A 26839-nucleotide genomic window follows, 5' to 3' on the forward strand; every position below is an offset into this window, starting at 1 on the left:
GACCCAGGTCAGGACGTGCAGAGGAAGGGCGGCCGGCCGACGCCGGAGTGGTAGTCGTACTGGGTCCCGTTCACCTCGAGGACCGTCTTGGCCCCCTCGACCAGCGCCTGGGTGTAGTTCATTCCGGGCTGCGGGCAACCAAGGCTGCCGTCCGGCCAGGTCACCTCGGCAGAGCTCACCACCGTCACCTGGGCCACGTCGATCCCGAGCCGCGCCGCCAGGTCCGCCTTGGCCTGGGTGACCAGCTCGGAGGCCGGCGTGTTCCCAGGGGACGGGGTGTTCCCGGGGCTCGGCGTGTTCCCAGGGCTCGGCGTGTTCTCGGGGCTCGGCGTGTTCTCGGGGCTCGGTGTGTTCTCGGGGCTCGGTGTGCCCGCGGAGGGTGGTGTGGTCATGATGGGCTCCTGGTTGGTCGGCTCGGGCGCGACACCGCACGCTGCTGAGAACAACAGCACGGACGCCGCCAGCGCGGTCACAACTCGCATGATGATCACCTCAGGCAGGGGACGCCCGCGCGGTGCGATTCGTTGCAGCTCAGCGCGCCGGGACGGCCGGCGGCGGCACGACCGGCTTCGTCGGCGGCTTGACCGGCGGCTTGACCGGGGGCGTCACCGGCGGTTTGGCCGGCGGCTTCGCGGGCGGCTTGTTCGCCTCCTGCTTCTTCTTCTCGGCGAGCTGCCGCAGCGCGTCGATCTTCTTCTGGGCCGCCTGCTGGGCCGGGGTGCCGTTGACCATCCGGTCGCTCGGCGCGACGAAACGGCGGATCGGCAGCCCCTTCAGCGCGCCCTGCATCGCGGTCTTCCAGAGCGGACCCGCCGTACCGGAGCCGGTCGGGTCCGAGATGTCCACGCCGTCGAGGGTGTGGCCGTACATCAGGTTCGTGTAGGGCAGCGTGGCGTCGGCGACCACCGTGGCCGCGGCCAGGTTGGGCGCGTAACCGGCGTACCAGACGGCGCGGTTCAGCTGGATCGTGCCGGTCTTGCCGGCCAGGTCGTAGCGGCCGAAGTTCAGCTTGCCACCGGTGCCGCCCGGCTCCATCACCGCGCTCAGCACCCGGTTGACGCCGTCGGCCACCTCCTTGGCGATGGCCTGCTTGCAGTTCCGCCCCGGCGTCTTGATCGTCCGGCCCGACATGCTCGAGACGGCGGTGACCACCCGCGTGTCGCAGTACAGGCCGCGGGCCGCGAAGGTCGCGTAGGCGTTGGCGAGCATCAGCGGCGTGGTGTAGCCGACGCCCAGGGTGAAGGAGACCACCTGGTCGAGCGGGCCGAGCGTCTGCGCGTTGTACATCCCGAGCTTGGCCGCGATGGTGGCCGGCGCGCACAGCCCGGTCTGCTGGGACAGCTGCAGGAAGTAGGTGTTGGTGGAGGCGCGGGCCGCCTCGACCATGGTCAGGTAGCCGCTCTTGGTCGAGTTCTTCGGCGTGTACTTCGGGTCCTCGGTGGTGCCCTTGCAGGTCCGGAACTTCTTGCCGCTCAGGTCGATCTGGGCCGGCGAGTCGATCCGGTGGCTCATCGGCAGGCCCTGCTGCAGCGCCGCCGCGACCGTGAACGCCTTCATCGTGGAGCCGTTCTGGAACCCGCCGTAGCCACCGGCGTACGACTTCTCGACGTTGTAGTTGTACGCCGTCCGGTTGCGCCCGTTCCCGTACGGCCGGCTCTGCACCATCGCCTTCACCAGGCCGGTCCCGGGCTCGACCACCGTGATCGCCGCGACGGCGGTGTCACTGGGCTTGGTGTGCTGCTTGATCGAGGCCTGCGCGGCGGCCTGCAGCTTCGGGTCCAGCGAGGTCCGGACGGTCAGCCCGCCGGTCTTCAGGTAGTGGTCGCGCTCCTTGACGGTCGCGCCGAGGGCCGGGTTCGCCAGCAGCTTGGAGACGGCGTACTCGCAGTAGAACGGGTACGGCGAGTTCGCGCAGCCGTTCTTGACCTTGCGCATCCGGCTCAGGTCGATCGGCTTCTTGATCTCGGCGGTGGCCTGCGCGGTGGTGATCACGCCCAGCTCGGCCATCCGGCGCAGCACCACGTCGCGGCGGTCCTTGGAGCGCTTCAGGTCGTTGGTCGGGTCGTAACCGGTCGGGTTCTTCACCAGCCCGGCCAGCATCGCGGCCTGGGCCAGGTTCAGGTCCTTGGCCGAGACCCGGAAGTAGTGCTGCGCCGCCGTCTGTACGCCGTACGCGCCGTCGCCGAAGTTGACCAGGTTCAGGTACATCTCCAGGATCTCGTCCTTGGAGTACTGGCTCTCGATCCCGATCGCGTAGCGCAGCTCGGCCAGCTTGCGCTCGTAGGTGACCGCGGTCGCCCGGGCCCGCTGCTCCTCGGTCTTGGCCTTCTCGACCAGGGTCAGCTTGACGAACTGCTGGGTGATGCTCGACCCGCCCTGCTGGACCTCGCTGGCGGACTGGTTGCGGACCATCGCGCGGAAGGTGCCCTTGGCGTCCAGGGCGCCGTGGTCGTAGTACCGGGAGTCCTCGATCGCCACGATCGCCTTGCGCATGATCGGGCTGATGTCGCTCAGCTTCACCGGGATCCGGTTCTGCTCGTAGAGGGTGGCGATCAGGCTGCCGTCGGCCGCCAGGATCCGGCTGCGGATTTCCATCGGCTCGGGCTGCAGCGCCTGCGGCAGCTCCTGCACCGAGTTGGCCACGCCGGCGCTGCTGTGCCCGATGAAGCCGGCCAGCGGGATCGCCAGCCCGGCCGCGAGGGCACCGGCCAGCACGCTCACCGCGATGAACTTGATCAACGCCTGAGCAGCCCCGCCTGCGGCCCCGTTTCGCATAGCGCACAGGCTACGGCGTCGAGTAGGTCAGCAGGGTCACGAATTGCTCACAGAGCGCAGCGGAATCGTGTTGGATGGTTCGGTGGATGCTGAAAACGGATCGAATCCGATGGTGCTGGTCTCGCATCTCGGCTACGGGAGCGAGGCGACGAAGGCCGTCATCGCCGTCGTCCCCGAGGGACCGCTCAGCGCGGAGCTGCACGGTCCGGACGGCGTCGTCGTACTGCGGCCCGGGGCGGTGCAGCGAGTGCCCGGGTGGACCGGTGGTCCCTACGCGCGGATCCCGCTGCCCGACGTACTTGCTGATGGCACTTATCGCGTGCGGGTAGTGAGCGCTGGGCAGGAGGTGTGCTCAGAGCCGTTCGTCGTCGGGCCGGAGCGAATCCAGCGGCAGACGATGTCGGACGTGCTGTCCTACTTCAAGGCGATGCGGTCGAGCGGCGAGATCGACCGCAAGGACCGCGCGGCGCGCTTCTGGGACGACCCATCCGGCGCGACCGTCGACGCCCGCGGCGGATGGCTGGACGCCAGCGGCGACACCAGCAAGTTCCTGTCGCACCTGACCTACACGTCCACCATGAGCCCGCAGCAGATCCCGCTGTGCGCCTGGGCGATGCTCGCGGCCCGCGACGAACTGGCCGCGCACCGGCCGGCACTGGTCCCGGTGCTGAGCGCCCGGCTGCGCGACGAGGCACTCTGGGGTGCCGACTTCCTGACCCGCTTCCGCTCCCCCGACGGCTACTTCTACACCGGCATCTTCGACGCCCTCACCAAGCAGCTCGCCGAGCGGGTCATCACCGCGCCACTGCAGAACTCCGTCCGCACCTCCCGCTACCAAGCCGGCTACCGCCAAGGCGGCGGACTCGCCATCGCCGCGCTCGCCCGGGCCTCCACCGTCGACGCGGACGGTGACTTCTCGCGAGCCACCTATCTCGCAGCTGCCCTCGAAGGCTTCAACCACCTCGAGAAGCACAACCTCGAGTACCTGTTCGACGGCACCGAGTCGATCCTCGACGACTACTGCGCCCTGCTGGCCGCCACCGAACTGATGGCCGCCGGCGTGGACACCCACGAGGCGGCCCAGCGAAGAGCCGACTCTCTGATCGAGCGGTATCAATCCAGCTATTTCCGGGCAGACGAGGCAGGTCGGCCGTTCTTTCATGCAGCAGAGCCCGGGCTGCCGATTCTCGCGCTGCTGCGGTTCGCCGAGGTCTTTGGCGATGCGTCGGCCCGGGATACCGCCGTACGGGCGATGGTCGACGTGCTGGACCGTACTGCGGCTGTCCCCAACCCGTTCGGCTACCCGCGGAGCCTCGCGCAGCCACTCGGAGAGGAGCCTCGCGAGGGGTTCTTCTTCCCACACGCCAACGAGACGGGCTACTGGTGGCAAGGCGAGAACGCGGCGATCGCCTCGCTCTCAGCCGCCGCCAGCGCCTGTGCTCGCCTCGACGGGATCGACCAGGACACCAGAGCCCGGCTGCGGGTGTTCGCCGACGACCAGCTCGCCTGGATCGTCGGCCGGAACCCGTTCGACTCCTCGATGCTGCAGGGCCGTGGCCGCAACAACGCCGACTACTCCTCGGACTTCCCCAACCTGCCGGGCGGGATCGTCAACGGCGTGACGGCAGGCTGGAGTGACGAGCAGGACGTCGCCTTCCTGCCGGCCGACGCACCGGAAGGCGACTCCTGGCGGTGGGCGGAGCAGTGGATCCCGCACACCGGCTGGTTCCTGCTGGCGGTCGCGGCCGCGCACTGACCGGAGAACCCGGCCCCGGTGCCGAAGCTGTCCGCCGTCAGGCGGTCAGCTCACGCCCCGGGCCTCGGCGCAGGCCGAGCCGGGCGGCAGCGCCGACCTTGGCCGCGAAGTCGTTGGGCAGCGACAGCCGGATCACCTTCGACCACGCCGACGCGACCTGCTTGGGCAGCGGGCCGGTCGTGTACTTCAGGTTGTAGTCGCGGAACAGCTGCTGCACCTTCGGCGCGATCTCCTGGTACCGGTTGCTCGGCAGGTCCGGGAACAGGTGGTGCTCGATCTGGTACGAGAGGTTGCCGGTCATCACGTGCATCGCGCGGCCGCCGGAGATGTTGGCCGAGCCGAGCATCTGCCGCAGGTACCACTCGCCGCGGGTCTCGCCCTCGATCGACTTCTTCTCGAACGTCTCGACGCCTTCGGGGAAGTGACCGCACATGATCACCGAGTGGGACCACAGGTTGCGGACGATGTTGGCGGTGAAGTTGGCGGCCAGCGTGTGCAGGGCCGACGGGCCGGACAGCAGCGGGTGGATGACGTAGTCCTTCTTCATCTGGCCGCGGATCTTCTTGAAGACCTCCTTGGTCCGGGCCTTGAAGTCGGGGTCCTGGCGGCGTTCCTTGGTGGCCAGGTTCTTGCCCAGCTCCAGGTCGTAGGCCGCGATGCCGTACTCGAAGAAGCAGGCGTTGATGAAGTTCCACAGCGGCTGCGCCAGGTACGCCGGGTACCAGCGCTGGTCCTCGTCCACCCGCATGATGCCGTAGCCGAGGTCGTTGTCCTTGCCGACCACGTTCGTGTAGGTGTGGTGCAGCTCGTTGTGCGAGTGCTTCCACTGCTCCGACGGCGAGACGTGGTCCCACTCCCACTGCGTCGAGTGGATCTTCGGGTCGCGCATCCAGTCCCACTGGCCGTGCATGATGTTGTGGCCGATCTCCATGTTCTCCAGGATCTTGGCCACGGACAGCCCGGCGGTGCCGACGATCCAGGCCGGCGGGAAGATCGACGCCAGCAGCACCGCCCGGCTGCCCAGCTCCAGCTTGCGCTGGACGCTGATCACCTTGCGGATGTACGCCGCGTCGGAGGCGCCCCGGGCGGCGATCACCTCGGCCCGGATCGCGTCCAGGCGCGCTCCGATCTCCTCGATGTCCGCGGCGCTGAGGTGAGCGATCGGGTTGTCGGCCTTCTTCTGCAGAACGGTCATCTGATCCTCTTCCTCAACAGTCGATGTCGCACGCGCCGGCCGCGGCCGAGATGCAGGTCTGGATGAGCACGCCGTCACCGGGCGCCGCGGTGGTGAGCTCGCCGGAGCGCAGGTCGCGGACCGAGCCCGAGTTCAGCGGGAGCACGCAGGAGAAGCAGATCCCCATCCGGCAACCGGACGGCATCAGCACCCCGTTCTGCTCCCCCGCGTCCAGGATCGGCGTGGTGCCGTCGAGCTCGACCACCGTGCCCGTCCCGCTGAAGGTGACGGTGCCACCCTCGCCGGGCGCGGCCAGCGCGGTCCTGAACCGCTCGGTGTGCAGGTCGCCGGCCAGGTCGAGCGCCGCCCACTGCTCTTCGAGTGCGTCGAGCAGACCGGCCGGCCCGCAGGCCCAGGTCTCCCGCTCCGCCAGATCCGGTACCACGTCCGCCAACGCGGCGACGTCGAGCCGCCCGTGGGTGTCAGTGTGCTGTTCGACCAGCCGGAGCCGGCCGTCCTCCGCGAACTCGCGCAGCTCGGCACCGAAGATCACGTCCTCGGGACGCGCCTCGGAGTGCACCAGGACCACATCGCCGAGCCGGTCGAGCCCGGAGCGCAGCATCCCCATCACCGGGGTGATACCGCTACCGCCGGTGACGAACAGGACCTTGCGCGGCGCCTGCGGCGGCAGCACGAAGTCGCCGACCGCCTGGTCGAGATGCACCAACTGGCCGGGCCGCAGCTCCTGCGCGAGGTGCGCGCTGACCAGGCCGTCCGGGACCGCCTTGGCCGTGATGGTCAAGAGATCGCTCTCTGGAGCAGACGTCAGCGAGTAGGAGCGCCACAACCGGATGCCGTCAACCTCGAGGCCGATCCGGACGTACTGCCCCGGCTGGTGGCCGCGCCAGGCGGCGCCGGGACGGAGTACGACGGTCACTGCGTCGGCGGTCTCGGGGCGGACCTCGACGACTCGCGCCCGGAGGTCGGCGCCGGCGCGCAGCGGGCGGAACATGTCGAGGTAGTCGGCAGGATCGAGCGGATGCGTGGCGGCCGCGGCCACCTTCCAGATCCGGTCGCGCAGCCTGCCCCGGAGACTGGCCGGGGCTTCGGCGTCTGACGCAAACGTGGTCATGTCTTCTAGCATCCTCGACGCGAGGTGTAGTTTCATGACCGTCAGCGGTGAATCTGTTCCGCGATCTTGTTCGGAGGGAACAAAGAATGGCCGAAGATCCGGTCCAGCACGCGAGCCGGACGGCCCGCGGCGCCGCCGAGCTCGAGCTGGGCGACCAGGCGGTCGAGCTGTTGCGCTCCCGGCTGGCGGACATCGCCGAGCTGACCGTGACCGCGATCATCGTCGAGGTCCCCGGCTACACCAACGCCCTGGCCGGACCGATGGGCGCCAAGATCGCCGGCGCCGTCCAGCTCGCCCTCGGCGGCTTCCTCCGGCTGGCCAGCAGCGGCGACCCCGGTACTCCGCTCGCACCCGCGCTCGAAGGCGCATACGTCCTAGGCCGTGGCGAGGCGCGCAGCGGCCGCGCGATGGACGCCCTGCTCGCGGCGTACCGGGTGGGCGCGCGGGTGTCCTGGCGCGAACTCTCCCGTACTGCGGTGGAAGCGGGTCTCTCAGCCGACACCTTGGCCAGGTTCGCCGAGCTGGTCTTCGCCTACATCGACGAGCTGTCCGCGGCCAGCGTCTCCGGCCACACCGACGAGTTGGCGACCACCGGCCGGGTCAGAGAGCGCTATCTCCAGGAGCTGGGTCTCGGTCTGCTGCACGGCGATCCTGACGAACAACTGATCAGCCGGGCGAGCCGCGCCGACTGGGAGCCACCGCGCACGCTGACGGCCGTGATCCTGCCGAGCGCGCATGTCCGCAGCATGCTGGGCGCTTTGGACCCCCGAACGCTGCGTCCCGAAGCCGACCTCGAAGACCTTGCCGAGCCCGACGACCCGGACAACCAGCTCGACGATGACGCGGCCGAGGTAGCAGTCCTGCTGGTCCCCGACGCCGACGGCTCAGCCCGCCCTGCTCTGCTCAGAAGCCTCCGCGGCTACCAGGCATGGGTAGGCCCACCCCAACCGTGGACCAGCGTCCGCACGTCGTACCAGCGAGCCCTTCGAGCCCGCCACCTCGGGCTGACCGCCGAGCCCAATACCCCGCTCGACACCGAGCGCCACCTGACCACCTTCGTGATCACCTCCGACGCCGCGGCCCTCGACGACCTCAGACGCCAGGTGCTCGCGCCCTTCGCAACCCTGAAGCCCGGCACGGCAGAGCGGCTGGAGGAGACGCTGCGCGAGTGGCTGCTCCACCTCGGTCGCCGCGACGAGGTCGCCGCGGCGCTGCACGTCCACCCGCAGACGGTCCGCTACCGGATGGGCCAGATCCGCGACCTCTACGGCCCGCGCCTCGACGACCCGCAGACCGTCCTGGAGCTGACGATCGCTCTCGCCAGTCCAGGACGGTCCACTCAGCCGGGGTGAATCAGGGCAGCTTGGCTTCCAGCGCCGCGATCAGCTGCGGGCGCAGCTCCTGCGGCGTGATCACGGCGTCGACCGATCCGACCGCCACCGCGCGGTGGATGCTGTGCACCCGGTCGAACTCGGCCGCGACCTCGCTCAGCTTCTCCGCCCGCACCGACGAGCGGACCTCGGCCAGCTCGTTGGTGAGCGCGGCGCGCTCGGCGCCCTCGGCCTCGACCAGGCGCCCGGACACCTCGGTCACCCGCGGATCGGCCGAGGTGCGGTTGTTCACCTCGCCGGAGAACACCACCGCGGCCGCCGGCGCGCCACCCAGCACGGAGGCGAACGAACCCTCCAGGGCGAGCACCGTCATGTTCGGGTTGAGCGTCTTGGAGAACACCACGAACGCGCCACCGTGGTACCGGGAGACCACGCAGAACACGATCGGGCCGCGGAAGTTCACGATCGCGCGGCCGATCTCGGCGCCGTACTCCAGCTGCAGGTTGCGCATCGACTCCGGTGAGCCGTCGAAGCCGGACAGGTTGGCCAGCACCACCAGCGGACGGTTGCCGCTGGCAACGTTGATGGCGCGGGCCGCCTTCTTCGACGAGCGCGGGAACAAGGTGCCGCCGTTGTAGGTGTCCGGCCCGTCGGTAGGCGGGAAACCGCGCCGCGGCACCGGCTTGGACTCGATCCCGAGCAGGCAGACCGACAGGCCGCCGAGCCGGGTGTCCGCGACCACCGCGGTCTCCGCGTCGGCCATCCCCGCCCAGCGCTCCAGCATCGGGTGGTCCTGGTCGGAGACCGCCCGCATCAGGGTGCGGATGTCGAACGCCTTCTTGCGGTCCGGGTTCGTCTCGGCGGCGAAGATCTGGCCGACCGTGCTGAACCCGCCGTCGGCCGGGTCGTGCGGGAACGACGTGATGTCGCGGTCGTGCGGGTCGGAGCTCGGCGCGCGCCGCGGCCCGCTCTCCCCCGGTACGACGTACGTGTGGTCGTAGTGCGCCATCAGGATGTCCCGGGCGCCGGCCAGGTCGGGCGCCCAGTACTGCGCCTGGCCGTTCGGGCCCATCACCCGGTCGTAGCCGCCGATGCCGAAGTTGTCCTCGGCCGAGACACCGCCGGCGAAGTCCAGCGTCTGCTTGCCGGTCAGCACCATCGCGCTGTCCGGGGTCATCACCAGGATGCCCTTGGTGTGCATCAGCATCGTCGCTTCGGCGTTCCAGTACGGCTGCGCGCCGACATTGATGCCTGCGACAACGATGTTGATCTCGCCGCCGTCCTGGGTGAACTCGACGATCCGCTTGAGCGCCTTCGCCACCCAGTCCATGTTCTCGGTACCGGAGTCCATCGAGATCCGCGCTCCGGCCGAGACGGCGAACCACTCGACCGGCGCGCCGAGCCGCTCGGCCAGGTCGAGCGCGCCGATGATCCGCGCGCACTCGGCCTCGGCGACCGCGCCGAGCGCCTTGGTCGGGTCGCCGCTCAGGACGACCCGGGTGACGCCTTCGGGGTGCCGACGGGTCGGCGTGCTGATCACACCGGCGATCAGCCCGGCCTTGTTCAGACCGCGGGGACGCTGGACCGGGACCAGCGCGCCGGTGTCGTCCAGGTCGTGCTCGACGAAGCTGCCGCCCGCGCCGACCACCATGCCGGCCACCTCGTACGGGTAGACGGTGTTGCGGCGACGGGCCCGCAGTACCTTCTGGGCGTAGTCGTCGAGCGGCTTGAGCGGCTCGGTGGCCGGCCGCTCGACCGCGGTCACGACACCCGCGCCGGGCTGGTAGTAGAACCGGCCGACGACCGGGAACGGCTGACCGTTCGAGCCGATCACGCGACCGGTGACAACGACCTCTTCGATCCCCGCGCCCGAGGTGAGCGGCGCGATGTTGCGCTGCAGGGCGGTGAGCTCGGCGACCTGGCCGTCGATCACCGGCCAGACGGTCACCCAGACGTGATTCATCTCCAGCCGTGCGCCGGCCGCGCCGCGCGCAGTACGGGCTCGGCGGATGCCTTCGAGACAGTTCGCGATCGCCCGCTCGACGTGCGGGAGCGAGGTGACCTTGCCGTCCTCGCCCCGGACCACGGCGAACTGGCGAACCTGGGCGAGCGCGACCAGGCGCTCGTCGGCTTCGTTGTCGCGGGCAACACAGTGGTAGAGCAGCACGTCCTCGGGCGCTTCCAGCCGGGTGATCCGGAAGTCGCGCAGCCGCCACAGGTTGAGCCGGCGGCCGACCATCGGGTGCACGCCGCGGACGTTGTCGTCCTCGACGATCCCGTCGGACGACGGACGGTAGGTGAAGTACCAGACCTCGCGGCCGTTGCCCGGCACGACGGCGATCGCGACCCGGCGTACCTGGGAGCGGAACGGCAGCGCGGCGACGATCTCGCGCAGCTGGTCGGAGGCCTCCTGCTGGTTCTCCGGCGTCTCCGGCCAGGACAGGTAGAGATCCGCGACTGCCTCGTGCCCGGCCGGACGCCCGGCGATCTCGGCGGTCAGGTCGTGGACCAGTTCGCTGCCGGGATCGGAGAGCTCGGCCACCGTGCCGACCGTGCTGACCAGGTGCGTCGGCCGCTCGTCCAGCGTGTAGTCGGCCGTGGTGACGGCGCGACCGTTCACGCTCGCGTTGCTCAGGTTGTGCAGCTCGTGCTCGAGGTAGTGCCGGCGGACCAGCACCTCCAGCATCGGTTCGTTGCCGTTGACACCATTCGCCAGCCGCTCGGCCAGGAACCGGACGATCTGCTCCGGGATCGTGGCCAGCGCCTCGATCCGGGCGGCGTAGTCCGCAGCGTTCGGGTCGAGGGCGAGGGTGGCCAGTTCGTCGCCGACCACCGACAGCACCTCGGCCCGGGCCGCGTCGACCAGCGGTTGGTCGAACCAGCGGAACCGCACGCTGCGCGCCAGGTCGCCGATCACCGGGAAGCGCAGCTGGGTGGCGAGCACCAGGTGGTCGAGCAGCGCGTTCGCCTCGGCGTCCAAAGGTGCCTCAGGCAACGGCTCGACAAGCCACTGCTGCAGCAGCGCGGTCACCAGCAGGACGTCGGGAGACGTGCGCTGCTGGGCCAGGAAGATCCGGAACACCGCGTCGGTCAGTTCCTCGGTACGGTCCAGATCCGTCACGCCGTACCGGCTGAGCACCCGGGTCAACCGCTCGCAGAACTCGGCCGGCAGCCCGGCCCGCTCGGTGTCGAGCGTCTGCAGGTAGGTGTGGAAGTGCTCCTTCGGGCTGTGCACCCGCAGCTCGGTGTTCAGGTCCTCGCCGACCGGCCGGTTGCGGCTCAGCTCGGCGAAGTCCGCGAACAGCCGCAGGACCTCCATCTCGTCGCTGATCGGCGGTTGCGGCAGCTCGGCCCGGGCCTCCAGGTACGCCGTCAGCGTCCGGCCCTCGTCCCGCGGGTCGATGTCGAAGCCGAGCAGCATCCCGCGCAGGTCGTCCAGGCCACGGGTCGCCCGCTCGGCCGCCGTCGCGCGCTCCTGCGGCTCCGGCAGCTCCAGGTCGACGCCCGCACTGGCCTCGACCTTGACCTCGGTGTCGCCGATCAGCTCCAGCCGGAGCAGCGGCGCGCCCGTCTCGACCTGGATCCCGGTCGACACCGGCAGCTCGCGGACGATCGCCTTGAACGGCGCGTAGAGCACCGTCTCCATCTTCATGCTCTCCAGCACCAGCACCGGAGCGCCCGCCTCGACCTCGGCGCCGACCGCGACCGGGGTCGCGACCACCAGCGCGGGAGCGGGGGCGCGCATGACGCCACCCTCGTCGCGGCTGACCCGGTGGGTGACCCCGTCGACCTCGACCAGGTGCACCGGACCGTGCGTCGCGGTGATCAAGCGGAACTTGCGGCCCGCGACGGTGATGCGGGCGTCGTACGCGTCCAGGCGGTCCAGCTCGACATCGAGGTACTGCAGCTCGTCGCCGGCGCCCACGCCCGCGCGGTACCGGTGCGGGCCGATCCTCGCCACCGACACCTTGTACGCCGCGCCGCGCAGCTTCAGCGCGGCCGCCCGGCCCACCTCGTGCTGGACCTGCGGACGGCCACCGCGAGCGGTCTCCAGCAGCCGGGTCCGCTCGACCCGCTCGGCCTCCTCGTACGCCTCGATCGCGGCGACGATCAGCGCGACGCCGGAGTGCCGGCTCGAAACCAGACGCCCCTCGCCGCGGACCCGGTCGATCCAGCCGGTGTCGGCGCTGCCGTCGATCACCTCGGGCTGGTCCAGCAGTTCGAGGACGAAGCTCTTGTTCGTCGCGCCGCCCTCGAGCACCACGGTGGTGTCGGCCATCGCGCGGCGCAGCCGGCCGAGCGCCTCGTCGCGGGTCCGGCCGTAGGCGATGATCTTGGCGATCATCGAGTCGAAGTCGGCCGGGATCTCGTCGCCTTCGCTGACGCCGGTGTCGACCCGGATGCCCGGGCCGGACGGCAGCCGCAACCGGGCGATCCGGCCCGGCGACGGCGCGAAGTCACGGTCCGGATCCTCAGCGTTCAGTCGCGCCTCGATGGCGTGCCCGTGCTCGGCAGGCTGCAGACCTTCCAGCCGGCCGCCCGAGGCGACGTGGATCTGTGCCTTCACCAGGTCGACCTCGGTGGTCAGCTCGGTGATCGAGTGCTCGACCTGCAGCCGGGTGTTGACCTCGAGGAAGGCGAACAGCTTGTCGGCCGGCTGGTACAGGAACTCGACGGTGCCGGCGCCGGCGTACCCGACGGCGAGCGCCAGCCGCTCGGCCGACTGCTTGAGCTCGAGGTTCTGGTCGGCCGTCATCACCGGGGAGGCCGACTCCTCGATCACCTTCTGGTTGCGCCGCTGCACCGAGCAGTCCCGCACGCCCAGCGCCCAGGCGGTCCCCTGCCCGTCGGCGATCACCTGTACCTCGACGTGCCGCGCGCCGGTGACCAGGCTCTCCAGGAACACGATGCCGCTGCCGAACGCGCGCAGGGCCTCGTCACTGGTCCGCTGGTAGCCCTCGCGCAGGTCGGCTTCGTCGCGGATCATCCGGATGCCGCGGCCACCGCCACCGGCCGTTGCCTTCAGCATCACCGGATAGCCGATCTCGTTCGCCGCCGCCAACGCGGCGTCGAGCGACTCGACCGCGCCCCGGCTCCACGGCGCGACCGGTACGCCGACCTCCTCGGCGATCAGCTTCGAGCCGATCTTGTCCCCGAGTTTGCGCATCGCCTCCGCGCTCGGCCCGATGAAGGTGACCCCGATCCGGGCGCACAGCTCGGCGAACGCCGGGTCCTCGGCGACGAAGCCCCAGCCGACCCAGGCGGCGTCCGCCCCGGTCTCGGTCAGCGCCTGCTCCAGCTTGGCGTGGTCCAGGTACGGGCGGTCGGCGGCCGGGCCGAGCGAGTAGGTCAGGTCGGCTTCGCGGACGAACGTCGCGGTGCGCTCGGCGTCGGTGTACAACGCCACCGTCTCGACCTGGCTGCCGGTCTCGGCGTTGAGCTCGCGGACCGCGTTGATCAGCCGCATGGCGGCTTCTCCCCGGTTGACGATGGCGATACGGCTGAACACCGGGCAGTACTCCTGTCGTCGGGAAACCTGTCAACGCACACATTCCCAGGCCTCGACCCCTACCGTCGAGTCGGGGTCAGAACTCACAAGTACAGCCCGGACCGTAACGGCCCGGGCTGTCCTGTGACACTGAATCAGCTGATGTCGTAGCGATCCAGGTTGGTGACCTTGACGAAAGCGGCGACGAAGTCCTTCACGAACTTGGCCTGCGCGTCGTCACTGGCGTAGACCTCGGCCAGCGCCCGCAGCTCGGAGTTCGAGCCGAACAGCAGGTCGACGCGGGTACCGGTCCACTTGACCTCGCCGTCGGCGCCGCGGGCCTCGTAGGTCCCGTCGTCGGCCGAGGCCGGCTTCCACGTCGTGCCCAGGTCGAGCAGGTTCGCGAAGAAGTCGTTGGTCAGCTGGCCCGGACGGTCGGTGAAGACACCGTGCGCCGACTGCTGGAAGTTCGCCCCCAGCACCCGCAGGCCGCCGATCAGGACGGTCAGCTCCGGCGCGCTCAGGGTCAGCAGGTTGGCCTTGTCGACCAGCAGGTACTCCGCCGGCAGTCGGTTGCCCTTGCCGAGGTAGTTGCGGAAACCGTCGGCGGACGGCTCCAGCGCCGCGAACGACTCGGCGTCGGTCTGCTCCTGGGTGGCGTCGGTGCGACCCGGCGTGAACGCCACCTGGACGTCGTGCCCGGCGGCCTTGGCTGCCTGCTCGACCGCCGCGACACCGCCCAGCACGATCAGGTCGGCCAGCGAGACCTTCTTGGCGCCTGCGTTGAAGGACTCCTGGATGCCTTCCAGCACCCGCAGGACCTGGGCCAGCGAGTCGGGCTCGTTGACCTCCCAGCCGTTCTGCGGCTCGAGCCGCAGCCGGGCGCCGTTCGCGCCGCCCCGCTTGTCACTGCCCCGGAACGACGAGGCCGCCGCCCAGGTGGTGGAGACGAGCTGCGAGACCGTCAGCTCGGAGCCGAGGATCTGCTCCTTCAGGCCGGCGATGTCGTCGGCGTCGACCAGTTCGTGGTCGACGGCCGGAACGCGGTCCTGCCAGAGCAGCTCCTCCTGCGGCACCAACGGGCCGAGGTAGCGCTGGATCGGGCCCATGTCGCGGTGGGTCAGCTTGAACCAGGCGCGAGCGAAGGCGTCCGCGAACTGGTCCGGGTTCTCCAGGAACCGGCGCGAGATCTGCTCGTAGATCGGATCGAAGCGCAGCGCGAGGTCGGTGGTCAGCATGGTCGGCGTACGGACCAGCGAGCCGTCCTCGGGGTCCGGGACGGTGTTCGCCCCGGCGCCGTCCTTCGGCTTCCACTGGTTGGCACCGGCCGGGCTCTTGTCGAGCTCCCACTCGTAGCCGAACAGGTTCTCGAAGAAGCTGTTGCTCCACCGGGTCGGGGTGGCGGTCCAGGTGACCTCCAGGCCGGAGGTGATCGCGTCGCGGCCCTTGCCGCTGCCGAAGCTGTTCTTCCAGCCGAAGCCCTGCTCCTCCAGTCCCGCGCCCTCGGGCTCGGAGCCGACGTACTTCTCCGGGTCGGCCGCACCGTGCGTCTTGCCGAAGGTGTGCCCACCGGCGATCAGCGCGACGGTCTCCTCGTCGTTCATCGCCATCCGGCCGAACGTCTCGCGGATGTCGCGGGCCGAGCCCAGCGGGTCCGGGTTGCCGTTCGGGCCTTCGGGGTTCACGTAGATGAGCCCCATCTGTACTGCGGCCAGCGGCTTCTCCAGCTCGCGGTCACCGGTGTAGCGCTCGTCGCCGAGCCAGGTGGCCTCGGGACCCCAGTAGACGTCCTCGTCCGGCTCCCAGACATCGGCGCGGCCGCCGGCGAAGCCGAAGGTCTTGAAGCCCATCGTCTCCAGCGCGCGGTTACCGGTGAAGATCATCAGGTCGGCCCAGGAGACCGAGGCGCCCCACTTCTTCTTCACCGGCCACAGCAGCCGCCGGGCCTTGTCCAGGTTGCCGTTGTCGGGCCAGCTGTTCAGCGGCGCGAACCGCTGCATGCCGGCGCCCGCGCCACCGCGGCCGTCCTGGACCCGGTAGGTGCCGGCGCTGTGCCAGGCCATCCGGATCATGAACGGGCCGTAGTGCCCGAAGTCGGCCGGCCACCAGTCCTGCGAGGTGGTCAGCACCGCGTCGACGTCGGCGGCGAGCTCGTCGAGATCGACGGTCGCGAAGGCCGCGGCGTAGTCGAACTCCTCGCCCATCGGGTTCGCGACGGCCGGGTGCTTGCGCAGGATCTTCAGGTTGAGCTGCTTGGGCCACCACTCGGTGTTGGTGCCACCCTCGGTCGGGTGCTTGAGCTGCCCGTGGTCCACGGGGCACTTGGCGCCGCTCTCGTCATTCATCTCGCCGACTTCGGCGTTGGGTCCTTCAGACACGGGAAACCTTCCGGGATCAAGGAGTTCTGGACGTGGAGCACCTGGGGCACAGGCCCCAGTAGACGACCTCGGCCTCGTCGATCACGAAGTCGTGATCGTCCGCTGCCGTCAGACATGGGGCGGAGCCGTGGGCGCAGTCGACGTCCTCGATGGCTCCGCAGGACCGGCAGACGACGTGGTGGTGGTTGTCACCGACCCGGCCCTCGTACCGGGCGACCGACCCCGAGGGCTGGATCCGCCGGAGCAGACCGGCGGTGGTGAGCGCACGCAGTACGTCGTAGACGGCCTGGTGTGACACGTCGAGCTTGCCGCGGACCGACTGGATGATCGTGTCGGTGTCGGCGTGCGGGTGCTCGTGCACCGCGGAGAGCACGGCCAGCCGCGGCCGCGTCACGCGCAGCGCCGCACCCCGCAGCCGGTCCTCGAACTCCGTCGATGGCGTCACGTTCCGCAGTCTGTCGCCTTTTCTGGAACCAGTCAAGAATAGAGACAACGACACGCGGCTTCGCCGCGGCGGTGGGGGGTCAGCGGCGACGATTACCTCGTGGTTGCGGCCGCTGCGGCTTCTTGGCGGTCTGCGGGGCCTTCTTCTTCGCCGCCTTGGCCTTCGGCGGCGTCGGCGTCTGGCGCGAGCTGTTGGCGGTGCGGCCGCGCACGATGCCGATGAATTGCTCCATCAACTCGGTCGGCTCGCCCTCCGGCCAGCTCAGCACCACACTCGACTCGGGCGCGTCGACGATGGTCCGGTAGGTCAGGTCCTTGCGGTGGTGCAACCGCGCCAGCGACTGCGGTACGACGAGCAGCCCGACCCCGGCCGCGACCAACTCGATCGCCAGCGCGGTGGTCGCCGGGCGTTCCGCGAAAGGGTGACCAGGCAACTGTTCCCAGGCCAGCATGTCGTCCAGCGGGCGCAGTACGACATCGTCGGCGAGGTCGGCCGCGGTCACCTCGTCGGCCGCCGTGACCAGGTGATCCTTCGGTACCACGACGACTGTCGTCTCGGTGTACATCGCGATCGCGTGCAGTCCGGTCCGGTCGATCGGCAGCCGCAGCAGCGCGGCCTCCGCCTCGCCCGCGCGGACGACATCAGCGGCCTCCGCGGCCGGCACGGGGATGAGTTCGAGCGGCACCCTGGGCAGCCGCTCGTTCCAGATCCGCACCCACTTGGTCGGCGTGACGCCGGGAACGTACGCGAGCCTGAATGTCGGTGCAGTCACGAGAGCAGGCTATCCCTCGATACCCTGCTCTCATGACGTCGCCGAAAACCAGCCAGACCATGAAGCCCGCAACGGCGGCCAAGAAACTGGGCGTGTACCTCGAAGCCACCCCGGCCGAGTTCCAGGAGGGAGTCGTGTCCCGCGACGAACTCCACGCGTTGCAGACCAACCCACCGGAGTGGCTGAGCGAGCTGCGCCGGACCGGCCCGCACCCCCGCCCGGTCGTCGCCGCCCGGCTCGCCGTCTCGATCTCCGGCCTGGCCCGCGGCGGTGTGACCGAGCCGCTGACCACCGAGCAGATCGACGAGCTCCGCGAGGAGAACCCGGAGTGGCTGCAGCGGGAGCGCGAGATCCAGGCCGACGTGGTGGCCGAGGAGGAGCGGGTGAAGGCCGCGAAGGAAGCCAAGGCCAAGAGGCAGCAGCACCAGCAGCACTGACGGCCCGCCGACCGGTCTCGCCACCGATTTAGTCCTCAACTATTCTGGGACGATGGCGATCTTCCGGTTGAATCATGCGGTCCTGTACGTGCGCGACGTGGCCGCGAGCGTCGCTTTCTACCGCGACGTTCTCGGCTTCGGTTACACCGAGGGCGGCGACGCCTACCAGGGCGCGGCCTTCCTGCGGGCCCCCGACTCGACCAACGACCACGACCTCGGGCTGTTCCAGCTCGGCGCCGAGGCAGGTCCGTCCGGCGCGGGCAAGAGCACCGTCGGGCTCTACCACCTCGCGTGGGAGGTCGACACGCTCGGCGACCTGGCCGATCTGGAGAAGGCGCTGACCGCCGCCGGCGCGCTGGTCGGCGCCTCCGACCACGGCACCACCAAGTCGCTGTACGGCAAGGACCCGGACGGTCTGGAGTTCGAGATCGTCTGGATCATCCCGTCCGGCTCGCTCACCGACGAGGACAAGAGCAAGTCCGGCGTCTCCCGGCTCGACCTGGCCGCCGAGCTGGCGAAGTACGGGCGGGACGCTCGGAGTGGACTGGGCATCTCCCGCCCCAACGAGTGAGGTCAGGCCGGTCGGGCTGTCACCGGTGACGCGATGGTGATCGCGGTAAGCGCGACCACCAGTGCGGTGATGACCGCGATCGTGCCGGTGACGGTCAGCGCTGGTGCCGCGAGCGGGACCAGCAACACGGCGATCACACAAGCGGTCACCGCCGTACGCCGGGTGATGCGGTCCGGGCTGATCGCGGTCTGGACCGCGTGCAACAGCACCAGGAAGACGGCGACCGGGATCGCGACGGCGTACCCAACCGTGGTCGCGGACGCCTCGATGTGATGTGAGGTCGCCTCGACGCTGACCTCCAAGCCCGCGCCGAGCGCGGCGAGCGCGACGAAGATCCCGTAGTGGCCGTAGCCCCAGTGGTACGAGCGATGCCGCCGATCGGTCAGTCCGTCACCCGCCGGGTGCAGGAAGTAGAGCCACCACACCGAGAACAACAGCACCAGCCCACTCAACGCGACGGTGACGAGCGAGACGGTGAGGTGCTGCGTCTCCACTGCCTGCTGCACCGCCCGGGTGGCGGCCAGCACGCTCTCGCCGAGCACGATGATCACCAGCAGGCCGTAGCGCTCGGCGATGTGATGCGGATGCCAGTTGGTCTTGGTCCTCCCCCGCTCCGCCCACCAGGGAACGGCGAGCTCGAGGACGACCAGGACCAGGAACGACACCACACCGATGCCGTCGACGAAGGCGATCCGCAGGAACCAGCCCACCTGCAGGACCATGATCCCGATCGCGTACCGGAACGCCGTCTTGCGAGCGGCCGGATCCTCGATCCCGGCCCGGATCCATTGGGCCGTCAGCCCGAGCCGCATGATCAGGTAACCGGTCGTCACGGCCCGGTAGTCGGCGTGCTCGGCCGCAGCCGGTACTCCGGCCGCCAGCACGAGCACGCCGGCCATCTGCACCATCGTGGCCAGCCGGTACGGGACGTCGTCGGTGTCGTACGACGAGGCGAACCAGGTGAAGTTCATCCAGGCCCACCAGATCGCGAAGAACACCTGCAGGAACGGGATCACCGCGTCGCCGGCATGCCCGCCCGCCACGTTGTGCGCCAGCTCCAGCGTGATCGCGGCGATCGCGACCACGAAGGTGAGGTCGAACAACAACTCCAGCGAACTCGACGCCCGGTGCGGCTCGTCGATCAGCCGCGCCCGCATCCGCACCCGGTAACGCACCGACAGGCTCACTACTCGACCAACTTCCCGGCGCTGGACACGTCCCGCATCAGACCGGCGAGCTCCTCCGGGATGGGTGGAATCGACTCCGGCTCGACCTGCCCGGGTCCGGACCAGACCAGGTTGACCTGCAGCGACTCGTCCAGCTCGGGGTAGTCCGACCGGTTGTGGCAGCCACGCGTCTCCCGGCGGATCAACGCTGCGTCGAGGGTGGCCCTTGCGGCGAGTGCCGACGACTTCAGATCGAACGCATGCGCCAGATCCTGGAAGCCCGCGATGTCCGGGTGGACCCCGATCTCCTCCATCCGTTGGGACAACTGAGCCAGCTCGAACAGTCCGGTCAGCAGCCCTTCCTCGTCGCGAACGACGCCGGCGTGGTTGGTCATCGTGTCGCGCAGAGTCCGCTGCAGCGCCCGTACGTTCTCCGTCCCGTCGCTGGCCAGCAAACCGTCGACCTCAGCTCGAGCCTCACCCAGTACGTCGGCCGATCGCACCTGCGCCGCACGCTCCTTGGAGTACTTCGCGGCCTCTTCCCCCACGATCCGCCCGAAGACGAGCAGCTCGATCAGGGAGTTGCCGCCGAGCCGGTTCGCGCCGTGCAGGCCGCTCGCCGCCTCGCCGATCGCGTACAGCCCGTCGACCCCGGTCCCGTGGTCATCAGGTCGCACCCACACCCCGCCCATCGAGTAGTGCGCGGTCGGCGCGATCTCGATCGGCTGCTGGGTGATGTCGAGCATCTGCAGCTCCAGCAGCGTCTGGTAGACGCGTGGCAGCCGGCGCATGATCGTCTCGCGGGGCAGGTGCGACACGTCCAGCCAGACGCCGCCCTTCGGCGTACCGCGACCTTCTTTGATCTCCGTGTACGCCGCCAGCGCGACCCGGTCCCGGGTGGACAACTCCATCCGCTCCGGGTCGTAGCGAGCCATGAACCGCTCACCCAGGTCGTTGCGCAACTGGCCGCCCTCGCCCCGCGCCGCCTCCGACACCAAGGTGCCGGCCGCGTTCTCCGGCTCGATCAGCCCGGACGGGTGGAACTGGACCAGCTCGGGATCGCGGATCCTGCCACCCGCCTCGACCGCGAGCCGGAACGAGTCGCCGGTGTTCTCGTCGCGCCGCGACGAGGTCCGCCGCCAGATCCGGGTGTGCCCGCCGGCCGCCAGGATCACGGCGTCGGCATGGATCACGTACCGCGTGCCGTCGTTCAGGTCGAAGCCGTAGGCGCCGAAGACGGTGTTGTCCTGGACCAGGATCTTGGTGACGTAGACCGTGTCGAGGATCGGCACGTTCAGCTGCAGGGCCCGGTTGATCAGCGTGCGCTGGATCTCCAGGCCGGTGTAGTCCCCCGCGAAGGCGGTCCGGCGATAGGTGTGCGCGCCGAAGAACCGCTGCGAGATCCGGCCGTCGCCCTCGCGGGCGAACGGCATCCCGTACCGCTCCAGGTCGTCGATCCCGCGGGCCGCGCCCTCGGTCACGATCCGCACCGTGACCGGGTTCGCCAGCAGATAGCTCTCCTTCAGGGTGTCGGCGGCGTGCTGCTGCCAGCTGTCCTCGGGATCCATCGTGGCCAGCGCCGCGTTGATCCCGCCGGCCGCCAGCGAGGTGTGCGCGTCCGCCCGCGGACGCTTGCCCACGGCAAGTACTTCGACGCCCTGCTCGGCCAGCTCGATCGAGGCCCGCAGCCCCGCTCCCCCGGTCCCGATCACCAGGACCGAGGTGGCGAGCTGGTGTTCAGCCGGTGCTGTGAGCGCCATCAGCTTTTCCTTCCAGAGCTTCGATCGCACCCCGCAGACTGCGCAGACTGGCCTCTTCGTACTCGATCTCGGCCGGGTCGTCGCGCCAGTCGGCCACCGCCGCGGCCGCGTCCGGACGGCCCGACTCGATCATCGACAGGTCCGCGTCGACCTCGAGCTCGAGGCCGCCGAGGAACTCCTCGTCCGGGCTGCTCATGACGGCGGCGGGACCCGCCGGTCCTTCCGCTGCTCCAGCTCGTCCGCCTCGACCGGCACGAACATCGGCCGGCCGGGCACCCCGAGCATGGTGACCACGAACTTGCTCGGCACGTCCGAGCGGTTGTTGCCGTCGCGGTAGTGGATGACATCGCCACCCGGCTCCCAGAACGGCTCGCCGGCCTTGATCACCCGCGGGGCTTCGCCTTCCAGCTCGAACCACATCTCGCCCTCCAGCATGTAGCCGAAGGCCGGTCCGGAGTGCCGGTGCGGCGGGGCACCGGGGTCGCCGGGCGGGTACTCGATGATCGCCGTCATCACCTCGGCGTCCTGCGCGATGTGCGGCGGCGTCGCCGACTGCAGCATGGTGAGACCGGTCTGCCAGGCGCCCGATCCCGGTACTCCCTTGTCCTGCATGACGCCCTCGTCGATCTGGGTCTCGGTCATCCGGGTCACTTCCCTTCCGTGGCCTGGGCAGCCAGCCAGTCATCGAGGTGGATGTCGCCGAGCACCGCGTCGCCGGCCGGGACCAGGCTGCGCTCCTCGATCGGGATGCCGTAGTACGTCGCGGAGTCGTCGGCGACGACCGTGCGCGGGTCCTGGCGGGCGGTCAGCGCGATCCGGATGAACTCGTCCAGCCCGTACTGCTCCGGGCCGCCGATCTCGGTGACGGTGTTGGTCGGTGTGCCGACCGCGGTCCGGCCGACGGCCTTCGCCACGTCCTCGGCGGCCATCGGCTGAATCAGCGCGGTCGGCAACCGGACCTTGTCGCCGTCGGTGGAGACGTCCGCGATCGACGCGGCGAACTCGAAGAACTGGGTGGCGTGCACGATCGAGTACGGCAGCCCGGACTGCTGGATCAGCCGCTCCTGCAACGCCTTGGCCCGGAAGTACCCGGCGGTCGACTTCGGGTCGTCGTGGTTGGCCGCCAGCCGGTCGGTGCCGACCACCGACAGCGCGACGTGGTGCCCGACCCCGGCCGCGGCCTCGGCGGCGAGCAGGTTGGTGTTCGCGACCCGGAAGAACTCGGTCGCCGCGCCCTCCTCGAACGACGGCGAGTTGGAGACGTCGACCACCACGTCGGCACCCTTGAGGACCTCCTCGAGCCCCTCGCCGGTGAGCGTGTTCACCCCGCTCGCGGGAGACGCCGCGACGGCCTCGTGGCCGTGCTCTCCGAGCTTCGCGACGACCTTCGATCCGATCAGTCCGGTGCCGCCGATCACGACGATCTTCATCGAGGACTCCTCCTTCATTGCCGTCGGCATCGGTTGCCGACCGGGTTCTACCACTAGGACAGGACAGCGGCCCCGGGTGTGACACGTGGGTTCCACTGGTGTGAAGGGCGGGGCTCGGGCCTGATCGTGGTGGGCAGGAGGTGCTGTCATGGCGAGAGCGGAACTACGCAGTACGACGGGAGTCGCGGTGCTTACCGCGACGATCCTGGCGTCGACGATCGGATTCCTGGACGCGTCGGTGGTCGGCGTCGCGATCCCCGCGATCGGTTCGGACTTCCGGGCCGGGGTCGCGGAGCTGCAGTGGGTGGTGACCGGCTATCTGGTCACGGTCGCCGCGTTGCTGCTGGTGGCCGGCGGACTGTCCGACCGGTACGGCCGCCGCCGGGTCCTCGTCGTCGGGCTGCTGATCACCCTGGTCACCTCAGTACTCTGCGCGCTCGCCAACTCGGTCGGGCTGCTGATCGCCGCGCGGGTCCTGCAAGGTGCCGGCGGCGCGTTGACCGTGCCGAGCAGCCTGGCGCTGCTGAACGCCACCCTTCGCCCGGAGGACCGAGCACGCGGCATCGGCCTGTGGGCAGGTCTCGCGACCCTCGGCATGGCCATCGGCCCGTACGCCGGTGGCTGGCTGGTCGACAACGCGTCCTGGCAGTGGCTCTTCCTCCTCAACCTGCCGCTGATCGTCGCCGCCCTGCTCGTGCTGCGCCGCGTACCGGAGAGCGTCGACCTGCAACACGACGGACACCTCGACGTGGTCGGCGCGATCCTGACCGCGGTCGGCTTCGGCGGCATCATCTACGCGTTGACCGAAGGCTCCGCCAACGGCTGGTCCCGTACTCCGGTAGTGCTGGCCGGCGTGATCGGCCTGCTCAGCGTGATCGTGCTGTTCCCGCTCGAGTCCCGCCGCCGCGCCCCGGTGATCCGGCTGCGGCTGTTCCAGTCGCGGCAGTTCGACGCGATCAACGTGAGCACGTTCCTCTTCTACGCGGCACTCGGCGGCGCGGGGTACATCCTCTATCTGCAACTCGAACTCCAACTCGGCTACAGCGCCACGGCAGCCGGCGCCGCGCTGATCCCGGCCACGATCGTCTTCCTGCTGATCTCCCCGCTGAGCGGCGCGCTGGTTGCCCGCTTCGGTCCACGCTGGCCGATGGCGATCGGTACTGCGCTGGTCGGCATCGCGTTCCTCTACCTGACCGCGCTCGGACCGGATTCGACGTACCTGACGGGTCTGCTGCCGGGGAACCTGCTGCAAGGCATCGGGCTCGGTATCGCCGTCACGCCGCTGACGGCCGCAGTACTGGCTGCTGTCAACGACGCTGATCTCGGTGAGGCGTCAGCGATCAACAACACGGTCGCCAGGATCGGTGGCGTCGCGGCGATCGCGCTGCTGCCCGCGCTGGCCGGGGGTGCCGGGATGAGCCTCAGCGAGACGATCTCGGCCAGCTACCGGCCTGCGATGATCGCCACCGCACTGCTGTCCTTCGCCGCCGCTGGAGTGGCCGCGATCTTCGTGTCGAGAGCTGCCACTGTCGGTACGCCGAGAATCGCGCCGCCGCCACCGCATGGCTGTATCGCAGACTGTCTGACCCGCACTCTAGAATCCAGCCGGTGACCTACGACGACCTCGACCCCTTCGAACAACTGAACGCGGCCGGCCTGCCGGACCGGCAGCAGCGGATCCTGGTGGCCATCCGGGACTGGGTGGGCAAGCACGGGTACTCGCCGAGCACCCGGCAGATCGGCGACGCGGTCGGGCTGCGCTCCTCGTCGACGGTGTCGAAGCACCTGACCAGCCTGGAGGAGAAGGGCTTCCTCAGCCGCAGCGAGTCGATGTCGCGGCCGATCGACGTCCGGATGTTCCTCCAGGACGGCGGCCAGACGCAGCGGCCGGCCGACGACTCGGTCTCCGTCCCGGTGGTCGGCGACATCGCCGCCGGTACGCCGATCTCGGCGATCGAGCACCTGGACGACTCCCTGACGCTGCCGCGCGAGCTGACCGGCCGCGGCACCATCTTCGCGCTCCGGGTCCGCGGCGACTCGATGATCGACGCCGCGATCTGCGACGGCGACATGGTGGTGATCCGCCAGCAGACCGAGGCGCACTCGGGCCAGATCGTCGCCGCGATGATCGACGAGGAGGCGACCGTCAAGGTCTACCGCCGCCGCAACGGGCACGTGTACCTCGAACCGCGCAACGAGGCGTACGAGGTGATCGACGGCGACAACGCGGTCATCCTCGGCATCGTCGTCTCCGTCCTGCGCAGCGTCTGATCGCCATGACGACTCTGGCGGACGCAGCAGCGCTGGCGAGCGACGATCAGGGCCTCGCGGTGGTCTCCACGCTGCGCGCCGATCACACCATCCAGTCCTCGCTGGTCAACGCGGGTGTCATCAACCACCCGGTGACCGGCGAGCCGACGCTGGCGTTCGTCACCTACGGCCGGGTCAAGCTGACCAATCTGCGGGCACGCCCGCAGGTGACGGCAACGTTCCGCAAGGGATGGCAGTGGGCGACCGTCGAGGGCCAGGCTTTGCTGGCCGGTCCGGATGACGCGCAGGAGTGGCTGGACGCCGAGGCGCTGCGGTTGCTGCTGCGGGAGATCTTCGCCGCCGCGGGTGGCACGCATGACGACTGGGATGAGTACGACCGCGTGATGGTTGCCGAGCGGCGTACCGCAGTACTGGTTGTGCCTGCGCGGGTCTACAGCAACTGAGGCTGCTGGGCCTTTGGTCAGGCCCAGCAGCCTCAGGTGATCGTCAGGCCAGCACTGGGAGCAGTGAGGGCTTGTAGAGGGTTTCGCCGCTCTCGTCGTCGACGAGCGCGACCTGGATCTCATCGGGGTTGTAGCGCAGCCGCGGTACTGCGAAGACGGCCGTCGCCGCACGGTCGTCGTACGCGGCCGTGTAGCTGATGAAGCGCCAATCGCCTTCGTCCCAGGTGTCGCGGATGCCGGATCGCAGTGCTTCGCTCACTGCTCGATAGGCGCCGCTGCGGAGGAGCTGATGCTCCGAGTTGGCCAGCGGTACGTCGTACGAGGCGGTGCTGGCCAGCGGGTGCGTGACCATCACCTTGAACCGGCGCAACGGCAGCAGCCAATAGCGATCCAGCTCGGCCGACAAGGCGACGAACAGCATCGCCTCGACCACCACGATCGCCACAGCCGTTGCCCCCGGCATCGATGCCCACCAGCCGGCGTCGGCGGTCGACGCCAGTCCTGCGGCGATCAGCAGGAGGCCTGCCCTGCCGAACGACCGCCACGTGACGGGCGCCATCGCCGAACCCGCGCAGCCGCAGGACGAGTCCGGCGACGCGAGCCGCGAGTAGGTCAGATAGCCGAGGAAGCCGACCGACAAGGCGATCGCGGCCAGCCTCTCCACCTGCCACAACGGCGGCAGCAGCAACGTGGCGCCGAGCAGCAACTCGACCCCACCCACCACCCGGTACGCCGGTTCGGCGCGCTGCTCGCCGACGACCTTCGTGAGGGCGGTCTTACGGGCCCTGGGACCGACCAGCGGCCCGACCAGCTTCCCGTACGACGACCAGAGCAGCAGCGCGCTGATCACCAGCGCCTGCAGGGCCGCGACTTGTGCCATCATCGGCCCGCCGCCCTAGGCCGTGGTCGCGTAGATGGTCGCGACGTCGATCTCGTTGGTGTCCGGCCGCCAGGCGCCGATCACCTGGGCGTGCTTGCCGACCTTGACCATCGAGAAGTCGGAGACCGCGGGCTTGCCGTTGTAGACCGCGGCGCTGGTGCCCGGGATCACGTGGCCGACGACCCGCGAGCCGTTGTGGTCGAGGTGCAGGACGTTCATCCCGATCGCGGAGACGTGCACGATCAGGTTGACGATGTTCACCCAGACCGACTCGACAGCCAGCGTGCCGTCGGGCATCAGCACGCCCCGGGCGTACAGGCCGTCGCCGACCTTGACCTGGTCGAGCGTGGTCGGCCGGAGTTTCCAGACGCTGGTCCCGCCGGTCAGCCGGAGCCGGTGGAAGCGCCCGTCGGAGCCGGAGACCAGGATCATGCTGTCGTCGCGGGCGGTCACCCGGCCCTCGGCGAAGTTCGGGTCGAAGTCACCCGGCTCGGCGGTCTGCGAGCGGGCGGCGAACGCGGTCTCAGGAGCGAGCGAGCCCATCGCGGTGGCGCCGACGAGGGTCGCTGTGGTGCCCAGTACCGCGTTGCTGAGCAGGGTGCGGCGGTTCACTGTGGTTGCCATCAGTCA

The 26839-nt window shown here is 69.7% G+C and carries 22 protein-coding genes; 7 read left to right on the forward strand and 15 right to left on the reverse strand.

The window, feature by feature from the left end; translation table 11 throughout:
• Positions 1 to 8: 8 nt before the first annotated feature.
• Together AB0P21_RS25710 and AB0P21_RS25715 are read right to left on the reverse strand one after the other, a co-directional pair.
• Entirely contained in the window at positions 9 to 482 is a 474-nt protein-coding gene (locus AB0P21_RS25710) for a hypothetical protein (RefSeq protein WP_363699733.1), read from the reverse strand.
• Between the two features lie 49 nt (positions 483 to 531).
• The gene (locus AB0P21_RS25715) at positions 532 to 2775 is read right to left on the reverse strand and encodes a transglycosylase domain-containing protein (RefSeq protein ID WP_363699734.1); all 2244 of its coding nucleotides are present in this window, start codon (positions 2773 to 2775) and stop codon (positions 532 to 534) included.
• 82 nt (positions 2776 to 2857) lie between these two features.
• Between AB0P21_RS25715 and AB0P21_RS25720 the strand changes: the two genes are divergently transcribed.
• Entirely contained in the window at positions 2858 to 4531 is a 1674-nt protein-coding gene (locus tag AB0P21_RS25720; RefSeq protein WP_363699735.1) for a glycoside hydrolase family 9 protein, read from the forward strand.
• A gap of 37 nt (positions 4532 to 4568) precedes the next feature.
• Here the strand turns inward: AB0P21_RS25720 and AB0P21_RS25725 are convergent, their stop codons facing one another.
• Both AB0P21_RS25725 and AB0P21_RS25730 read right to left on the reverse strand, forming a co-directional pair.
• Positions 4569 to 5726, reverse strand: a complete 1158-nt coding sequence (locus AB0P21_RS25725; protein WP_363699736.1) for an acyl-CoA desaturase — start codon at positions 5724 to 5726, stop codon at positions 4569 to 4571.
• 13 nt (positions 5727 to 5739) lie between these two features.
• On the reverse strand, positions 5740 to 6837 hold the full coding sequence (locus AB0P21_RS25730; protein WP_363699737.1) for a ferredoxin reductase: 1098 nt from the start codon (positions 6835 to 6837) through the stop codon (positions 5740 to 5742).
• Positions 6838 to 6923: 86 nt separating this feature from the next.
• On the opposite strand from AB0P21_RS25730, the gene AB0P21_RS25735 reads away from it, so the two are divergent.
• Positions 6924 to 8189 carry a helix-turn-helix domain-containing protein gene (locus AB0P21_RS25735; RefSeq protein WP_363699738.1) on the forward strand — a complete coding sequence of 422 codons (1266 nt, stop codon included), beginning with the start codon at positions 6924 to 6926 and terminating at the stop codon, positions 8187 to 8189.
• A 1-nt stretch (position 8190) separates the two neighbouring features.
• Here AB0P21_RS25735 and AB0P21_RS25740 read toward each other — a convergent pair whose 3' ends face one another.
• The 4 genes from AB0P21_RS25740 to AB0P21_RS25755 all read right to left on the reverse strand — a co-directional run bounded on the left by AB0P21_RS25740 (position 8191) and on the right by AB0P21_RS25755 (position 17251).
• Positions 8191 to 13677, reverse strand: a complete 5487-nt coding sequence (locus AB0P21_RS25740; protein WP_363699739.1) for a carboxyl transferase domain-containing protein — start codon at positions 13675 to 13677, stop codon at positions 8191 to 8193.
• A gap of 134 nt (positions 13678 to 13811) precedes the next feature.
• Positions 13812 to 16001 (reverse strand): catalase/peroxidase HPI, encoded by a 2190-nt coding sequence (katG, locus tag AB0P21_RS25745; protein WP_363700224.1) that lies wholly within the window; start codon positions 15999 to 16001, stop codon positions 13812 to 13814.
• Positions 16002 to 16050: 49 nt separating this feature from the next.
• Positions 16051 to 16479: a Fur family transcriptional regulator gene (locus AB0P21_RS25750; RefSeq protein ID WP_363699740.1), complete on the reverse strand. Its 429-nt coding sequence runs from the start codon at positions 16477 to 16479 to the stop codon at positions 16051 to 16053.
• 79 nt (positions 16480 to 16558) lie between these two features.
• Positions 16559 to 17251: a LysR family transcriptional regulator substrate-binding protein gene (locus tag AB0P21_RS25755; RefSeq protein WP_363699741.1), complete on the reverse strand. Its 693-nt coding sequence runs from the start codon at positions 17249 to 17251 to the stop codon at positions 16559 to 16561.
• Positions 17252 to 17283: 32 nt separating this feature from the next.
• On the opposite strand from AB0P21_RS25755, the gene AB0P21_RS25760 reads away from it, so the two are divergent.
• Both AB0P21_RS25760 and AB0P21_RS25765 read left to right on the forward strand, forming a co-directional pair.
• Positions 17284 to 17688: a DUF5997 family protein gene (locus tag AB0P21_RS25760; RefSeq protein ID WP_363699742.1), complete on the forward strand. Its 405-nt coding sequence runs from the start codon at positions 17284 to 17286 to the stop codon at positions 17686 to 17688.
• 52 nt (positions 17689 to 17740) lie between these two features.
• Positions 17741 to 18259 carry a VOC family protein gene (locus AB0P21_RS25765; RefSeq protein WP_363699743.1) on the forward strand — a complete coding sequence of 173 codons (519 nt, stop codon included), beginning with the start codon at positions 17741 to 17743 and terminating at the stop codon, positions 18257 to 18259.
• 2 nt (positions 18260 to 18261) lie between these two features.
• Here the strand turns inward: AB0P21_RS25765 and AB0P21_RS25770 are convergent, their stop codons facing one another.
• Genes AB0P21_RS25770 through AB0P21_RS25790 form a run of 5 tightly spaced genes read right to left on the reverse strand, consistent with a single transcriptional unit; the run spans position 18262 to position 22615 of the window.
• Complete coding sequence (locus tag AB0P21_RS25770; protein WP_363699744.1) at positions 18262 to 19434, reverse strand: low temperature requirement protein A; 1173 nt, start codon at positions 19432 to 19434, stop codon at positions 18262 to 18264.
• 11 nt (positions 19435 to 19445) lie between these two features.
• Positions 19446 to 21185, reverse strand: a complete 1740-nt coding sequence (locus AB0P21_RS25775; RefSeq protein ID WP_363699745.1) for an FAD-dependent oxidoreductase — start codon at positions 21183 to 21185, stop codon at positions 19446 to 19448.
• Entirely contained in the window at positions 21163 to 21381 is a 219-nt protein-coding gene (locus AB0P21_RS25780; protein WP_363699746.1) for a hypothetical protein, read from the reverse strand. Before AB0P21_RS25780 ends, AB0P21_RS25775 begins: the two co-directional genes overlap by 23 nt.
• Positions 21378 to 21827, reverse strand: a complete 450-nt coding sequence (locus AB0P21_RS25785; protein ID WP_363699747.1) for a cupin domain-containing protein — start codon at positions 21825 to 21827, stop codon at positions 21378 to 21380. The genes AB0P21_RS25780 and AB0P21_RS25785 overlap by 4 nt, the downstream gene beginning before the upstream one ends.
• Positions 21828 to 21832: 5 nt before the next feature.
• Positions 21833 to 22615, reverse strand: coding sequence for an NAD(P)H-binding protein (locus AB0P21_RS25790; protein ID WP_363699748.1), 783 nt, complete (start codon positions 22613 to 22615; stop codon positions 21833 to 21835).
• Between the two features lie 148 nt (positions 22616 to 22763).
• Here AB0P21_RS25790 and AB0P21_RS25795 point away from each other — a divergent pair, with 148 nt between their 5' ends.
• From AB0P21_RS25795 to AB0P21_RS25805, 3 genes are read left to right on the forward strand one after another with little or no spacing between them, the layout of a single operon-like run.
• Positions 22764 to 24227: a DHA2 family efflux MFS transporter permease subunit gene (locus AB0P21_RS25795; protein WP_363699749.1), complete on the forward strand. Its 1464-nt coding sequence runs from the start codon at positions 22764 to 22766 to the stop codon at positions 24225 to 24227.
• Entirely contained in the window at positions 24224 to 24886 is a 663-nt protein-coding gene (gene lexA, locus AB0P21_RS25800) for a transcriptional repressor LexA (RefSeq protein WP_363699750.1), read from the forward strand. The genes AB0P21_RS25795 and lexA overlap by 4 nt, the downstream gene beginning before the upstream one ends.
• 5 nt (positions 24887 to 24891) lie before the next feature.
• Positions 24892 to 25329, forward strand: coding sequence for a TIGR03618 family F420-dependent PPOX class oxidoreductase (locus tag AB0P21_RS25805; protein WP_363699751.1), 438 nt, complete (start codon positions 24892 to 24894; stop codon positions 25327 to 25329).
• A 43-nt stretch (positions 25330 to 25372) separates the two neighbouring features.
• Here AB0P21_RS25805 and AB0P21_RS25810 read toward each other — a convergent pair whose 3' ends face one another.
• Together AB0P21_RS25810 and AB0P21_RS25815 are read right to left on the reverse strand one after the other, a co-directional pair.
• Positions 25373 to 26212, reverse strand: coding sequence for a MauE/DoxX family redox-associated membrane protein (locus AB0P21_RS25810; protein ID WP_363699752.1), 840 nt, complete (start codon positions 26210 to 26212; stop codon positions 25373 to 25375).
• 12 nt (positions 26213 to 26224) lie between these two features.
• A complete protein-coding gene (locus tag AB0P21_RS25815; RefSeq protein ID WP_363699753.1) occupies positions 26225 to 26833 on the reverse strand; it encodes a cell wall protein in 609 nt (202 codons plus the stop codon).
• Between the last annotated feature and the right edge of the window lie 6 nt (positions 26834 to 26839).

Origin of the sequence: Kribbella sp. NPDC056861 (assembly GCF_040687575.1) — a bacterium.
Classification (GTDB): domain Bacteria; phylum Actinomycetota; class Actinomycetes; order Propionibacteriales; family Kribbellaceae; genus Kribbella.